The following is a 14,426-nucleotide window of genomic DNA, read 5'->3' on the forward strand; positions in this document are numbered from 1 at the left end:
TATTCCTGGCTTGCCTCAGGAAGATCTTTTTCAAAACATTGTAAAATCAAATGATTCCTATATTGTTAATAGTCTATCAAAAGGACCTTTGGTATGGAGTCCAAATGAAAACAGGATTCGCAATTTATGGCCGGAATGGAATAAAAGAACCATTCTTAAAATTACAAATCAAGACAAGCTGACATTTTTTTTAACTGAAAAATCCTATGTTTTTGGATTGTCCGAAGGTGTTTTAACAGAATGTATGGATCCTGGTATCGCGTTCGAATCTGTGGAATCCATGTTAATTGACAGGATGAACAATGTTTGGATTTTACATAAGTCAAAAGGCTTGTTTTCTTTATATACACCTGTGTTACAGTATGACTTACCAAACATGAATGTGCAATGTTTGTATTTAGACACCAGCAGTCAGATTTTACTTACAGGGACTACCAAAGGTCTTTATGACATCGATATTTATACTGGCAAAATTCTCAAGAAATCTTTACTAGATTATAATTTAAATTCTATTTTTCCTTCTACTGAAGTCCCGTGGATTTGGCTTGCGAGTTACGGTAAGGGTTTAATCTATTACAATTATCAAAGCGGCCAACAAATTTCATTGACTAAAAAGCAGGGATTACCTGATAATAACTTGCTGCAAATAACAGGAAACGAAAAGTATATTTGGATCAGTACCCTTGGAGGAATCGTGAGACTGCCAAATAGGAGGCCGGATTCACGGAATTTACAAACAGAGATGCAGGTGTATACGCAATCTCAAAATTTACCGACAAATTTTATTTATCAAATTGTTTCAGATCCTTCTGATAATTTATATGTAGCCTCAGACGGTTATGGAATTTCTTATCTTGAATCCGGAAGCCAAAACTTTAAACCACTTGTTTCCGAATTAAAAGCTACCAGTATATTAAGTATCGAACAATTTCGAAAGAATCGAATGGTTGTAAATGCACCCAAAAAAGGCATCGGTATTATTAATCTTGGTATTGATACGATTCATTGGTTACAATCTGATTTGAGATATGGTGGTTTTGAAAGTAATTGTTTATTAAACGATTCGGTTTTGTTGGCAGCAAGTATTGGATACATTACACTTATAAATTTGAATTCAGAATACAGTTTGACATTGGATGAAGAATTAGGACTGTCAGATATGAGGCCTTCGGTCAATGCAATGTACAAGGACCCAATGGGAATCGCCTGGATTGCTTGTCAAAATAAGATCTATCGGATTTCACCCGAAATTGTGAATACGATTTTACCTCCTCAGTTTTCATTTAAAAAGATTCAACAATTTGAGAAAAGTGTTTCAATAGATCAAGACACACTATTTGAATCAGATCAAAACCAATTTTCATTTGAATTTGCAGCAATCCACTATTTGGCTACAGATCATCTTCAGTATAAGTATACATTGGAAGGATATGAAAAAGTATGGCATTATGCGAAAGAAGGCAAAGTGAGTTATTCGAATTTGAATCCTGGAAAATATAAATTGATTATTCAGGCAAGTACAGATAAGAGTTTTATTTGCAACAGTCAAATTCAGTATTCATTCTTTATTCAACCTCCATTTTGGAAACGTTGGTGGTTTCTTTTATTTGCAACTACGATCTTGGTTGCAAGTTTTAGATATGTATTGCATTTTAGAGAAAAACAACGGATTAAGGCAGAAGAAACGAAACGTAAAACAGCTGAATTAGAATTTGAATTATTAAAAAACCAGGTAAATCCACATTTTTTATTTAATAGTTTTAATTCGTTGATAGCTCTTATTGAAGAAAATCCAGCAAAGGCTATTGAATTTACAGATAAGTTATCTGATTATTTCAGAAATATGTTGTTTTACCGCGATCAGCCTTTGATTGAGTTGCGAGAGGAATTAAAATTGCTAAGAAATTATTTCGATTTACTAAAATTGAGGTTCTCGGAAAATATTTATTTAAAAGTAAGCGGGGAGGATTTCAATTGCAAAATTGCCCCACTAACTTTACAGCTTTTATTGGAGAATGCAATTAAACACAATGATTTTAGTAAATTTAAACCCATGTATATTTTTGTTGATATCAATGAACAACGCATTCTATTTAAAAACACTTTAAACAGGAAGAAATTGATGCGGGATTCAACGGGCTTTGGATTGGAAAGTATTCGGATCCGTTATCAACTATTGACTGAGAATTCCATTAGTGTTTCTCAGGATGATTCTTTTTTTACTGTTATTATTCCAGCTATAAATTAAAACCAATGCGAGTAATTATTTTGGAAGATGAAAAGTTAGCATCCGCCCGTTTGATCCGGATGCTTAATGAATTAAATCCTCAAATTGAAGTTGTTGCCAACCTCAGTAGTTTGGAAGAAGCTCAACAGTTTTTTGCCCAGAACAAGCACAGTCAGGCAGACATTCTATTCTTCGACATTCAATTAGGTGACGGAACTAGTTTTGAGTTGTTTGATCGATTTAAATTTGAATGTCCGGTAATCTTTACTACTGCTTATGATCAATTTGCATTGCCTGCAATTAAAGTTAGAGCAAGTGATTATTTATTAAAGCCAATTAAAATGGAGGAATTAGATCAGGCAATAAAGCATGTCATTGAATTAGCAGTTCACAAATTAGAAACCACACCCGAAAAGCAAGATGTTCGGAATTCCAGATTTTTAGTCAAAATGGGAAAATCGCTTAAAATTTTGACCCTGGAGGACATTGCATATTTTTATTCTGATCAGAAAATTACCCTTATTTATAATTGGGCAGGCAGAAAATTTCCAATTGATTTGTCATTAAATCGAATTGAAGAAATGCTACCACCTGAAACTTATTTTCGTCTTAACAGAAGATTAATAGTGCATCTCAAGGCAATAGATGACATGCAAGTGTATTCAAAATCACGAATTAAAATTAATTTAAAACCTGTTTTAGACGAAGAAATCCTGGTGAGTACTGAGAAAGCGGGATCTTTTAAGCGCTGGTTGGGTGGAACCATCCCTGGAATGGAATAAAGGAATGGTTGCCCTATGCCTTCGTTTTACCACTTCATCCAGCTTATTAGCCATTTTAGTTGCTCACCGCCTGATTGCCAGCAATTTCTGTAATAATTTTGTCGTATAGTATGGTGATGAAGGTGATTAGTATTGTTGTTTTAGTTTGCTTGGTTGCAACAGGAAGTTTGTTTATCAATGGCTGTGTTCATGATCCGGAGATTACAATCAACAATCCTGTGGATACAACAGGCAATCCAATTGATACCAATCCTTGTGATAGCACGAAAGTTTATTTTCAAAATCAAATTGCACCCATATTTTATTCCAGTTGTGCGTTAAGCGGATGCCATGATGCAATAAAACATGAAGAGGGCATTATTTTAGACAGCTATGAAAATATAATTCGAACTGGAAAAATCAAAGCATTTGATTTGAATAGTGGCGAACTATTTGATAAAATTATTGATTCGGATCCAAAAGACCGGATGCCGCCTCCACCAATGAATGCATTGACTACTGAACAGAAGAACCTGATTGCACAATGGATTTTGCAAGGTGCAACCAATGACAGTTGTTCGAATTCTAAAAATTGTGATACAATTGCTGTGAGCTATTCAAAAGAAATTGCTCCAATAATGAATACAAATTGTAAAATTTGTCATTCAGGCAATCCACCACTAGGGAATTTATCTTTGACAAATTATAATGAAGTAAAACGAATTGCTTTAGACGGAAGCCTGGTCTGTGTAATTAATTGGAGAAACGGCTGTGTCCGAATGCCAAAAGGTGGTAAAAAGCTGGATGCGTGTTCAATTTCAAAAATCGAAGCCTGGATAAGCCAGGGCCTCCTAAATAATTAATTCATGCTAAGAATACTGATTGGCTTTGCTGTCCTTATTTTAAGCCTGGAATCTTGTTTTTACGATTCAGAAGAGCATTTATACCCAAATCCTGCGCTTTGTGATACGTTAAATGTAAGTTATAATTCAGATGTGAATCCCATTCTACAAAATCGCTGTTATGTGTGCCATGGAAATAATAATACAATTTCCGTTTATGAATTTGAAGGATATTTGGATTTAGTAAATTTTATAGAGAAAGGAAAGTTTTTAGGTGCAATAAAGCGGGAAGGTGGATTTCTGGCAATGCCACAAGGAGCTGATAAAATGCCAGATTGTGAAATTAGTATATTGGAAGCCTGGATTAATCAAGGAAGAATGAATAATTAAATATATGAAGAAGTATTATTTGGGTATCAGTTTAATCATTTTTTGTATAGCAGGGTTTTATGTCTATAGTACATATAATAAACCGCACAAAAATCTATTAAACCAAAAGGCTGAATTTGTAGTCAAACCGGATGAATGGATTTTAGAGTTTGATACAGATGAAGTAAAGGCATTGAACAAATATCTAAATAAAATCGTTGAAGTAGAAGCTACCTTATTGGATGTTCAAACCATTGAAAACAAGACATTATGGACTCTTAAAACAGGAAGTGAACTGGTTAATATTCAATGTGAAATGGACCCACGATTTATAAAAGATGCAATGAAGCATGCTAAAAAAGGGGAGCGGGTAAGAATACAAGGACTTTGTTCCGGAAAACTGATGGACATCGTACTTAGTCAAGTAGTTTGTTTAAATTAAATTAAATAATAGATATGAAAAGTTTAAAAGTAATAGTAGCCCTTGTGTTGATTGTTCAGATTGGACAAGCACAAAAGTATTTTTCAAAAAATGCTGTATTGAAATTTCATTCGGATTCTCCCATGGAAAAAATTGAAGCAGTCAATTCAACCGCATCTACTGTATTTGATTTGGCAAGTGGAAAAATAGAATTTGCAGCATTAAATAACGCTTTTGTATTTGAAAAGGCTTTGATGCAAGACCATTTTAATGAAAATTATATGGAGTCTACAAAATTCCCAAAAACAGTATTCAAAGGCACTATACAAGATGTTGCAAAATTAAATCTAGCCGTTGCCGGCACGTATAAAGTCATGATCCAGGGTGATATGATTATGCATGGAGTTACAAAATCTATGACAGTACCCGCAGAATTTGTTGTCGATTCGAAAGGAATTCATGCAAACACTAAGTTTACTGTTAAGTGTAGTGATTTTGATATTAAAATTCCAGCTGTTGTTAAAAATAATGTTTCCAATGAAGTTGTAATTACTGTAAAAGTGGATTATAACCCGCTGAATCTCTAAAATGATTTTGCGACCGTTTCGCTGTATTTTAATTATTGGACTGTCCTGGGTCTTTTTACCCTTGTTTTCCCAAGAAGATTTATTGAGTTTATTAGGTAAAGATGCTCATACGTATTTAACCACTGCAAGTTTTAAAAGCACGCGGATCATCAACAGTCAAAGCATTGAAAATACTGCGCGCGGGGTGCTTGATATAAAAATACAACACCGTTTTGCATCTATAGAAAACGGTGTTTCCGATTTTTTTGGATTGGATGGAGCTTCCATCCGATTGGGTGTTGAGTATGGCGCAAGCAATCGACTGATGTTGGGATTTGGAAGATCAAGTTTGGATAAAGCACTTGATGCTTATTTTAAATTTAGAATTTTACGACAAAGTTCGGGTAAGAAGCAGGTGCCACTTTCTATTTCTGTTTTTTCATCTGTTGAAGTTAAAACCACTCCTTTTTCTGATACCAAAAGGAAAAATTATTTTTCAAGTAGATTGTATTACAGTTATCAGATATTACTAGCAAGAAAATTTTCTGATGGTTTCAGCTTACAGCTTATGCCTACTTTGGTACATCGCAATCTGGTAAAGTTGGAATCAGATCATAATGATATTCTAAGTCTTGGTGTAGGTTTTCGCCAAAAATTGACCAAGCGAACATCATTAAATTTAGAATATTTTTATATTTTGCCAAACCAGTTAGAACCCAATTTATATGCTCCTTTATCAATAGGCTTTGATATTGAAACCGGGGGCCATGTTTTTCAATTGCATTTTACCAATGCAACCGCAATGATTTATAAGGGCTTTATTACCGAATCACCGGATCGATGGTCCAAAGGCCAAATTCATTTTGGTTTTAATATCTCCAGGGTATTTACCCTTTCAAAGTAATCACAACTGTTTGTTCCCATCAACTGATTTTTAATCAATCACCCAGAAAAACCTGAGATTTTTTTTTGATATTTATATTATAACTTACCATTATGGAATAAAGCCTGATTTCCAAAATGCAATGCAATAGATATTGTTTTCATATCTTAATTGCTATGATGTATTCAATCATTCAATGGTCTAAATCAAATCAACTGAAATACAAATGACTGATTATTAATCTATTCCAACTTGTGATCTGGATTCCAGTGGGCTTTTATCGGAGTTCATCAATTATTTGCTACTGTTTATCCACAAATCAGGCGAATTGGAATAAGCTAATAAGTCATCCATCCTCCTGCATTTACTTTTACGCCTCTTTTAATGGAACTCGGATAAAAGCCTGCGAGCTCTTATTTGAATATTAGTAAATGCTTAAAATTATTTAAAATGAATTTTACTCAACCAAGATCATTTATAGGTATGCTATGCATACTTGTAAGCACAATGATCAGTTTGCCAAATTCAGGAACTGCACAAAGTCCAACGGATGCAGTCATGATGGAAGGAAAACGAATTTGTGTTGCCGGAATGTTTAACCAGGATAAATGGGATGAATATTGGGAAGGCACACTGCTTAGAAACAATGGCAACATTGGCGAATTAACCAGAAATACTTACAGCCTTATGGCCGCCGTGGGCATTACGGATAAGATTAATTTTTTATTCAATGTGCCTTATGTAACTACTGAACCTTCAGGAGGACAATTTAAAGGGGCAAAAGGACTACAAGACTTAGGCTTATGGGCAAAAGCAGAATTGTTTAAAAAACAAGTAGGACCTGGTATGTTTACTACACTTGGCGTATTGGGATTGTCTTTTCCAATTTCAAATTATTTGCCAGATTATGCTCCTTTTAATTTAGGCTTAGGTTGTACTGAAGGTCAGGCGCGTCTGATGCTTCAATATTTATTTGATTTTGGTACCTATGTGCGGGTAAGTGGAGCTTATTTTAAAAGAGGTACTTCGACCATAGAGCGCAATTATTATTATGACACACACGGAAATTATACCAATAAAGTAGATGTACCCAATGCTAACCATTCTATATTTACTTTAGGTCAATGGCTATTTAATAAAAGTCTAAAATTGGATGTGAGTTATGAGATTTTTAATACCATTGGCGGCTTTGACATCAGAAGACAAGACGCTGGTTTTATTTCAAATAATATGGAAGCAACCAGTTTTCAAGCACAGGTTCAATATTTTATTCCTAAAACAAATGGCTTTGGAGTAATTGCAAATTACGGTCAGGTATTAGAAGGCCGAAATGTTGGCAAATCAACTTCATTCATGGGTGGGATCCTCTACCAATTTGGAATTTGTAAATCTAAAAATGCACAACAATGAAAAATTTAAAAATACCTTTTTTAGTGACTTTGTTTTTTATGAGCTTTCTCATTTCATGTGATGAGGACATCCCTCAAAATGTATCATTTGATGCATATTCATTTGCTAATTCAGATAATGGCGCTGGTGACTGGAAAGCCATCTTGCTAACTGGAAACGAACAAATTGCAATTGCAGCTCCAAACGATGTTTCATCGACCGAATATAAAGCAGAATTGAATACTTTAAAAAGTACCACTTCCAATTTAACAGGAGATCAAAAAAACGCAGTTAAATATTGGACTAATAATCCGATTTTACGTTGGAATGAAATCGCAAGAGAATTAGCTGCTAAATACAACCTGGCGCCTGCACCCAATGCTGATGGAAGTTATCCTGCACCCAATTCGGCAACGCCTGATAAATATCCATTATTCCCATTTGCACATCCACCGTATTCCTGTCGTGCCTTTGCTTATGTGGCTGTAGCACAATTTGACGCATTGATTTCTTGCTGGCATTATAAATTTAAGTACAACCGCACAGAACCCGTTGTAAACGATGCAAGCATTCCTCAATTGTTGCCAAAAGCAAATATTCCCTCCTATCCTTCTGATGGCGCAACCATTGCTTCCGTATCGCAAGCCATGTTGGCGGCTTTATTTCCTTTGGAAAAAGAGTATCTAATTAGAAAAGGAGATGAATGCCGTAACAGCTTTTTATGGGCGGGAGTAAATGTGCAAAGTGATGTGGATGCAGGAAAATTATTGGGAGAAGAAGTTGCAAAAGTAGCATTAGACCGTGCAAAAACCGATGGAATGGGGGCCGCACAAACACCGAGACCCATATCCGATTCTTTAAAACAACTTGCATTCAACACCTTTGGATGGTCCTGGACCAATCAGGAAACCCCACCAAGACCTGTCGGTATTACACCGTATTTTAGTAAAGTAAAAACCTGGGCTGTTTCAAACATCGCAGCAATCAGACCTCCAGTTCCACCTAAACCAGGTTCAGCTGAATTTAATGTTGCAGCAGATGAATTGAGAAAAATTTCTGACGACTTAACAACCGATCAGCGCAAAATTGCGAATTGGTGGGCAGATGGCTTAGGAACATATACACCTCCTGGTCACTGGAATCGTTTTGCCTGCGATCAGATTTCCAGTGCCAAATTAAGTCCGGTTCGTTCTGCAAGAGTACTGGCTTATATGAATATGGCCATTCAAGATGCAGGAATCACCTGTTGGGATGCTAAATATTTTTATCACTATCCAAGACCTGTGGAAGCCATGCCAGGTTTTAAAACCATCCTGGGAACACCTAATTTTCCAAGTTATGTATCAGGCCATTCCACGTTTTCAGCAGCAGCTGCAGATGTGTTGTCGCATTTCTTTCCATCGCAAGCTGCAACATTTAATGCATATGCAAAGGAAGCTTCGGAGTCAAGAATTCTTGCCGGCATTCATTTTCGTTTTGATTGTGAAGCAGGTTTGGTTTTAGGAAAGAAAGTAGCCGAAGCAACACTCGCTATTGCTAAAGTTGATGGCGGCGAATAATTTTATAACCCAAAGAAACTCGTTTCATATTTAAGGCTTTTTATTTTGTAAGGGATTCGAATATTAGAGTAAACAAAAACCCTTGGTGTCTCTCCTTCACAGGAGGGACATTTTTTTTATATTGCAGTCTTTAAAGACTGCATGGAAATTCGAATTAAGCATTTTAATGAACTAAACAAATTGGAATTATATCGCATAATTCAATTTCGGATCAATGTGTTTATTGTCGAACAAAATTGCCCTTATCCTGAACTGGATGATAAAGATTTAGTGAGCTATCATGTGATGATCTGGGAAGGGGAAGCTTTAATAGCAGTTACACGACTGGTCCCACCGGGTATTTCATATACAAACTATGCTTCCATCGGGCGCGTTGCTACGCATGTAAATTATAGAGGCAGCGGACTGGGAAAATTAGTAATGACTGAAAGTATCAAAGCATGCGAAGAATTGTTTCCAGGATATAATATTAAAATCTCCGCACAAGCCTATCTCGTTTCATTTTATGAAGCGTTTGGATTTGACAAAATTGGAGCGGAATATCTGGAAGATAATATTCCACATCTGGCAATGATCAGACATTCAATTCAGCGCGCGTCAGGTTGAGGATCTGTTGTACTTCTTCCATATCTTTACCTTGCGCATAAATACGCAAAACAGGCTCTGTTCCTGAAGTCCGAATCATCATCCATGCATCGTCTTCAAAATAATATTTAGCTCCATCTAAATTCTCGAAGCGTTTAACTTGTAATGGACCCCAGTTCGTTTTTTCTTTTTTTAAAGCCTCTTTTATTTCTGCGATTTGTGGATCTGTTAAATGTAAATCAAGCCGATCATATGCAAAAGGCCCAACGATTGAATACACTTCTTCTATTAATTGGGTAATGCTTTTACCGGTTTCTGCCATAAATTGTAAAATGGTCAAAGCAATAAAAATACCATCTCGTTCCGGAATGTGTCCTTTAATTGCCAATCCACCTGATTCTTCTCCTGCAACTAAAACGTCTTCGGTAATCATGTATTCGGAAATGTATTTGAATCCGATTTTAGTAATAATGCATTTCATATTGTAATGGGCTGCCAGTTGTTGTAACTTATTGGTCACAGAAAAACTAACCACAGCTGCGCCATCCATTTTTTTAAAGCCTGCCAGATAATGCATTAATAGCAACAGTATGTGATGAGAATCAATCATGTTTCCATATTCATCCAACATGGCCAGTCGGTCTGCATCTCCATCATTTGCGATTCCAATGTATTGACCATGATTGCTTTGGAGAAATTTTTGGATTTCCAATAAATTTTTTAAGATCGGCTCTGGCGCTCTGTTCTGAAATCCCGGATTGTGCTCGCAATGAAAAGCTTTCATTTCGGGAAATAATTTTTTCATTACGTTTTGACCAGCGCCAAACATGGCATCGTACGCAATTTTATTTTTACTTCGTATTTGAGGAATATCAAATGACTTGTAAATGTGATCCAGATATTCTGTTTCCGCATCAATAAGTATCGGCTCTTTTAAATTGACATTGCCTTCGATGTTCGCTAAAGAGTTCAGCTCAACCCGATCGGGAATCATGGCTTCCAGTTCGGCAATATCTGCAGGGATTGTTGGTCCGCCATAAGAAGACTTTAATTTATATCCGTTGTAGCTTGGAGGATTGTGACTTGCTGTTATTACAATTCCCAGGTCTGCTTTGTGATTCACCACAGCCAATGAAACCATCGGAGTGCTGATAAAATTTTTATTGATCAAACATTCGATTCCGCCCTGCGAAAGAATGTTTGCAATTTCTTCCTGAAATAGGGGGCCACCGAAACGACAATCAAAACCGATGACCACCCGTTTATAGGCTCGCTTTTGCATCCAGGCTAAAGTACCAACAGCAATGCGGCGAACATTTTCAACGGTGTAATCTTTAGCAATGATGGCCCTCCAGCCGTCTGTTCCAAATTTTATTGAATAAACCATAAATCTTTAAAATGGGAGTACAAAGATTGGGAATTTCCACTGGAGTTTAATTCAAAAAACATATTAAATTAATATTATATATATTTGTTGCAAAATCAAAGATTTGGATAGTTACAGGCATAAGGGATTGCGAGCACAATTGGTGGCTGAATTAAAGCAAAAAGGCATTCGCAGCCAAAAAGTCCTGGATGCTGTGATGGCAGTGCCGAGACACCTGTTTTTGGACAAAGCCTTTGAAGAATGGGCGTATAAGGACAATGCCTTCCCAATTGATTGCGAACAAACCATCTCTCAACCCTATACGGTAGCAGTTCAAACTGAATTGCTGGATGTTCAGCCAAAAGATAAAATTCTTGAGATTGGATTGGGTTCAGGGTACCAGGCGTGTGTCTTATTTGAATTAGGCGCTAAAGTGTATTCTATTGAACGACACAAGCAGCTTCATGATAAAACAGCAGCACAGCTAAAGAAAATTGGATATGGCGCCATCCGTACCTTTTATGGAGATGGATTTATTGGACTGGAACGATTTGCCCCATTTGACAAAATACTGATTACGGCTGCGGCCCCTGAAATTCCACAAGCCCTTATAAATCAACTGAAAATTGGTGGAATTTTAGTAGTTCCACTTAATCAAGGCGCTAATCAAAAAATGATCCGTCTGATTAAACAGGATGAAAATAAACTGATCAAGGAAAAACACGGTGATTTTCGTTTTGTACCTATGTTGAAAGGGACCGAGTAAAGACCTATTTCTGTAGAAGCTTTCTATCTTTGAGCTATGTCAGAAGAACCGAAGGCAAAATTGGTCGAAGGAAAAGCAACTCCAAGAGGCAAATTTCCCCATATACGCCGGGCAGGCGATTTTCTATTTGTTTCTGGAACCAGTTCGAGGCGAAATGACAATAGTTTTGAAGGAGTTGAAGTAGATTCTTTTGGCACGACTTCGCTAGACATTAAGTTACAAACTCGGGCCGTTATAGAAAACATTCGGGATATCCTTCAATCGGTTGGAGCCGATTTGTCAGACATTGTTGATGTCACCACCTTCCTGGTGAATATGAATGATTTTGGAGGGTACAATGAAGTGTACAATAGTTATTTTGATTTTACAGGGCCCACTCGTACAACAGTTGCTGTTCACCAATTGCCACATCCACATTTATTAATTGAAATTAAAGTTACTGCATACAAACCCCTATGAGTGATCAAAAAAAATACAGCTCGATTCATTATACTTCTTACCTCCAATTGGAAAAAATACTGGATGCACAATCACCCAGAAGTAAAGAATTAGGCAACGAAGCGCACGAAGAAACCTTATTCATTATTGTACATCAGGTTTATGAATTGTGGTTTAAACAAGTATTGCATGAAATGGAATCTGTAATGAAACTATTTCAAACAAATAATGTAGACGAGAAAAATATTGACATTGCTGTTTCTAGATTAGAGCGTGTCAATGAAATTGTAAAGTTGATGATCCAACAAGTGCGGATTATTGAAACAATGACGCCCTTGGATTTTTTAGATTTCAGATCGTATTTATTTCCTGCATCTGGTTTTCAAAGTTTTCAGTTTCGCAAATTGGAAGTGATGTTGGGTTTAAGAAAAGAAAAACGAACCAGTTATACAGCCTATCCTTACTATCACGAATTCAGTCAAGAACAGCAAGATGAAATTTTGCGATTAGAGGCCAGTCCGAGCTTATTTGTATTATTGGAATCCTGGTTAGAACGTACGCCATTTATTGATATTCAGGGATTTGATTTTAAATCCAAATACATGCAAGCGGTTTCCAATATGCTCAATCGGGAGCGGGAAGCAATTGAAACCAGTGATTACCTGAGCGATCAGGAAAAGACCATGCGATTAAAAATGAATGGAGATACGGATACGTATTTTGCAAATATTTTCAATGCAGCATTTCATGAACAACAAATTGCAGAAGGAAAAATGCGTTTGAGTTTTAAAGCAACCATGGCTGCATTATTAATTCAACTCTATGGCACCGAACCATTATTACAATTGCCGTATCGTTTATTGAATGTAATTACCGAAATGGATGAATTGTTAACCAGCTGGCGCTACCGGCATTCTCAAATGGTGATGCGAATGTTAGGGCGTAAAACAGGAACGGGTGGTTCTTCGGGGCATTCTTATTTAATGGAAACGGTCATCAAACATCAGATATTTATCGATTTTCACAACATTTCTACTTTATTAATTCCACGTTCGGAATTACCCCCTTTGCCGCCAGAAATGAAGCAAACCCTTGGTTATTATTTTAATCATTCTTGACGTACTGATGAAAAAAATAGATATACATACACACATCATTCCGGAACATTTACCTAAGTGGGCTGAAAAATTTGGCTATGGTGGATTTGTAAACCTGGATCATCATACCAATTGCGCTGCAAGAATGTTGATTGACGATAAATTTTTTCGTGAAATTCAAAGCAATTGCTGGGATCCTAAAACACGAATTGCTGAATGCGATCAACACCAAATCCAATTGCAAGTACTAAGTACGATTCCAGTACTGTTTTCTTATTGGGCACAAGCTAAAGATGCCTGGGATGTTTCCCGTTTTTTAAATGATCACCTTGCCGGGGTAGTAAGAGAATTTCCAGATCGATTTATCGGACTCGGTACTTTACCCATGCAAGATCCACAGTTAGCCATTCGTGAAATGGAACGTGCATCTTCTACGCTTGGAATTGCAGGTTTTGAAATCGGGTCCCACATCAATGACTGGAATCTGGATGCAAAGGAACTCGATGAATTTTATGAAGCTGCAGAAGATTTGGATGTGTGTTTATTTGTACACCCCTGGGATATGATGGGCAAAGAAAAAATGCCAAAATACTGGTTGCCCTGGTTGGTTGGAATGCCAGCAGAAACTTCATTGGCTATTTGCAGTATGATCTTCGGGGGCATCTTTGAAAAATTTCCAAAACTTCGGGTTGCATTTGCACATGGAGGGGGTGCTTTTCCCGGATCCTACGGTCGCATCAAACATGGTTTTGAAGTAAGACCTGATTTAGTCGCAGTCGATAATCCAAATCATCCGGATCAGTATCTTGGAAAATTTTGGGTAGACTCCTTGGTGCATGATATTGACATGCTGGATAAATTAATCAGTTTATTTGGAATTGATAAAGTGGCATTGGGCAGTGATTATCCATTTCCATTAGGAGAATTAAATCCCGGCAAATTAATCGAATCATCCGGATACGATGCCGACGAAAAATCTTGGTTGAATTATCGCTCTGCAGAAGAATGGTTGATGGGAGGAATGGGTAGTTAAGTTATTTTTTACAAATCCATTTTTAAAACAGACTGGTCCGCACCATTTATGCGAATTGGAGATATGCCAGCTCATGAGGGCATGACTGCTCCTAGTGATGAAGATAAAAATAAAATCATGCACG

15 protein-coding genes are annotated in these 14,426 nt (G+C 36.7%); 14 read left to right on the forward strand and 1 reads right to left on the reverse strand.

All coding sequences use genetic code 11. The features are described 5' to 3' along the window. Positions 1–10: 10 nt before the first annotated feature. The 10 genes from IPK91_14060 to IPK91_14105 all read left to right on the forward strand — a co-directional run bounded on the left by IPK91_14060 (position 11) and on the right by IPK91_14105 (position 9,623). Positions 11–2,248, forward strand: a complete 2,238-nt coding sequence (locus IPK91_14060) for a histidine kinase (GenBank protein MBK8298370.1) — start codon at positions 11–13, stop codon at positions 2,246–2,248. Positions 2,249–2,253: 5 nt separating this feature from the next. Next, complete coding sequence (locus IPK91_14065; protein ID MBK8298371.1) at positions 2,254–3,009, forward strand: response regulator transcription factor; 756 nt, start codon at positions 2,254–2,256, stop codon at positions 3,007–3,009. A 116-nt stretch (positions 3,010–3,125) separates the two neighbouring features. After that, a complete protein-coding gene (locus IPK91_14070) occupies positions 3,126–3,851 on the forward strand; it encodes a hypothetical protein (protein ID MBK8298372.1) in 726 nt (241 codons plus the stop codon). 3 nt (positions 3,852–3,854) lie between these two features. Beyond that, positions 3,855–4,220: a hypothetical protein gene (locus tag IPK91_14075; protein MBK8298373.1), complete on the forward strand. Its 366-nt coding sequence runs from the start codon at positions 3,855–3,857 to the stop codon at positions 4,218–4,220. Between the two features lie 4 nt (positions 4,221–4,224). Continuing rightward, positions 4,225–4,641, forward strand: a complete 417-nt coding sequence (locus tag IPK91_14080; GenBank protein ID MBK8298374.1) for a hypothetical protein — start codon at positions 4,225–4,227, stop codon at positions 4,639–4,641. Positions 4,642–4,655: 14 nt separating this feature from the next. Continuing rightward, on the forward strand, positions 4,656–5,207 hold the full coding sequence (locus IPK91_14085; protein MBK8298375.1) for a YceI family protein: 552 nt from the start codon (positions 4,656–4,658) through the stop codon (positions 5,205–5,207). A gap of 25 nt (positions 5,208–5,232) precedes the next feature. Further along, positions 5,233–6,090 (forward strand): hypothetical protein, encoded by an 858-nt coding sequence (locus IPK91_14090; GenBank protein MBK8298376.1) that lies wholly within the window; start codon positions 5,233–5,235, stop codon positions 6,088–6,090. A gap of 429 nt (positions 6,091–6,519) precedes the next feature. Then, the gene (locus IPK91_14095; GenBank protein ID MBK8298377.1) at positions 6,520–7,479 is read left to right on the forward strand and encodes a transporter; all 960 of its coding nucleotides are present in this window, start codon (positions 6,520–6,522) and stop codon (positions 7,477–7,479) included. Further along, a complete protein-coding gene (locus tag IPK91_14100; protein ID MBK8298378.1) occupies positions 7,476–9,017 on the forward strand; it encodes a phosphatase PAP2 family protein in 1,542 nt (513 codons plus the stop codon). The genes IPK91_14095 and IPK91_14100 overlap by 4 nt, the downstream gene beginning before the upstream one ends. 141 nt (positions 9,018–9,158) lie before the next feature. After that, positions 9,159–9,623, forward strand: coding sequence for a GNAT family N-acetyltransferase (locus IPK91_14105; GenBank protein MBK8298379.1), 465 nt, complete (start codon positions 9,159–9,161; stop codon positions 9,621–9,623). Here IPK91_14105 and IPK91_14110 read toward each other — a convergent pair. After that, positions 9,592–10,989, reverse strand: a complete 1,398-nt coding sequence (locus IPK91_14110) for a phosphoglucomutase/phosphomannomutase family protein (GenBank protein ID MBK8298380.1) — start codon at positions 10,987–10,989, stop codon at positions 9,592–9,594. The two genes, IPK91_14105 and IPK91_14110, sit on opposite strands and share 32 nt — an antisense overlap. 94 nt (positions 10,990–11,083) lie before the next feature. Here IPK91_14110 and IPK91_14115 point away from each other — a divergent pair, with 94 nt between their 5' ends. Genes IPK91_14115 through IPK91_14130 form a run of 4 tightly spaced genes read left to right on the forward strand, consistent with a single transcriptional unit; the run spans position 11,084 to position 14,302 of the window. Then, positions 11,084–11,734: a protein-L-isoaspartate(D-aspartate) O-methyltransferase gene (locus tag IPK91_14115; protein MBK8298381.1), complete on the forward strand. Its 651-nt coding sequence runs from the start codon at positions 11,084–11,086 to the stop codon at positions 11,732–11,734. A gap of 36 nt (positions 11,735–11,770) precedes the next feature. Continuing rightward, a complete protein-coding gene (locus tag IPK91_14120; protein MBK8298382.1) occupies positions 11,771–12,193 on the forward strand; it encodes a RidA family protein in 423 nt (140 codons plus the stop codon). Beyond that, complete coding sequence (locus IPK91_14125) at positions 12,190–13,290, forward strand: hypothetical protein (protein ID MBK8298383.1); 1,101 nt, start codon at positions 12,190–12,192, stop codon at positions 13,288–13,290. The genes IPK91_14120 and IPK91_14125 overlap by 4 nt, the downstream gene beginning before the upstream one ends. A 7-nt stretch (positions 13,291–13,297) precedes the next feature. Continuing rightward, positions 13,298–14,302, forward strand: a complete 1,005-nt coding sequence (locus tag IPK91_14130) for an amidohydrolase (GenBank protein MBK8298384.1) — start codon at positions 13,298–13,300, stop codon at positions 14,300–14,302. Positions 14,303–14,426: the final 124 nt, after the last annotated feature.

It is taken from the genome of Saprospiraceae bacterium, from assembly GCA_016712145.1.
Taxonomy (GTDB): Bacteria; Bacteroidota; Bacteroidia; order Chitinophagales; family Saprospiraceae; genus Vicinibacter.

Bases quoted from the DNA above. Each gene is read 5' to 3' on its own strand.
- IPK91_14120 (MBK8298382.1), top strand. From the start codon at position 11,771: ATGTCAGAAGAACCGAAGGCAAAATTGGTCGAAGGAAAAGCAACTCCA.
- IPK91_14125 (MBK8298383.1), top strand. From the start codon at position 12,190: ATGAGTGATCAAAAAAAATACAGCTCGATTCATTATACTTCTTACCTC.
- IPK91_14130 (MBK8298384.1), top strand. From the start codon at position 13,298: ATGAAAAAAATAGATATACATACACACATCATTCCGGAACATTTACCT.
- IPK91_14080 (MBK8298374.1), top strand. From the start codon at position 4,225: ATGAAGAAGTATTATTTGGGTATCAGTTTAATCATTTTTTGTATAGCA.
- IPK91_14065 (MBK8298371.1), top strand. From the start codon at position 2,254: ATGCGAGTAATTATTTTGGAAGATGAAAAGTTAGCATCCGCCCGTTTG.
- IPK91_14110 (MBK8298380.1), bottom strand. From the start codon at position 10,989: ATGGTTTATTCAATAAAATTTGGAACAGACGGCTGGAGGGCCATCATT.
- IPK91_14105 (MBK8298379.1), top strand. From the start codon at position 9,159: ATGGAAATTCGAATTAAGCATTTTAATGAACTAAACAAATTGGAATTA.
- IPK91_14100 (MBK8298378.1), top strand. From the start codon at position 7,476: ATGAAAAATTTAAAAATACCTTTTTTAGTGACTTTGTTTTTTATGAGC.
- IPK91_14095 (MBK8298377.1), top strand. From the start codon at position 6,520: ATGAATTTTACTCAACCAAGATCATTTATAGGTATGCTATGCATACTT.
- IPK91_14085 (MBK8298375.1), top strand. From the start codon at position 4,656: ATGAAAAGTTTAAAAGTAATAGTAGCCCTTGTGTTGATTGTTCAGATT.
- IPK91_14075 (MBK8298373.1), top strand. From the start codon at position 3,855: ATGCTAAGAATACTGATTGGCTTTGCTGTCCTTATTTTAAGCCTGGAA.
- IPK91_14070 (MBK8298372.1), top strand. From the start codon at position 3,126: ATGAAGGTGATTAGTATTGTTGTTTTAGTTTGCTTGGTTGCAACAGGA.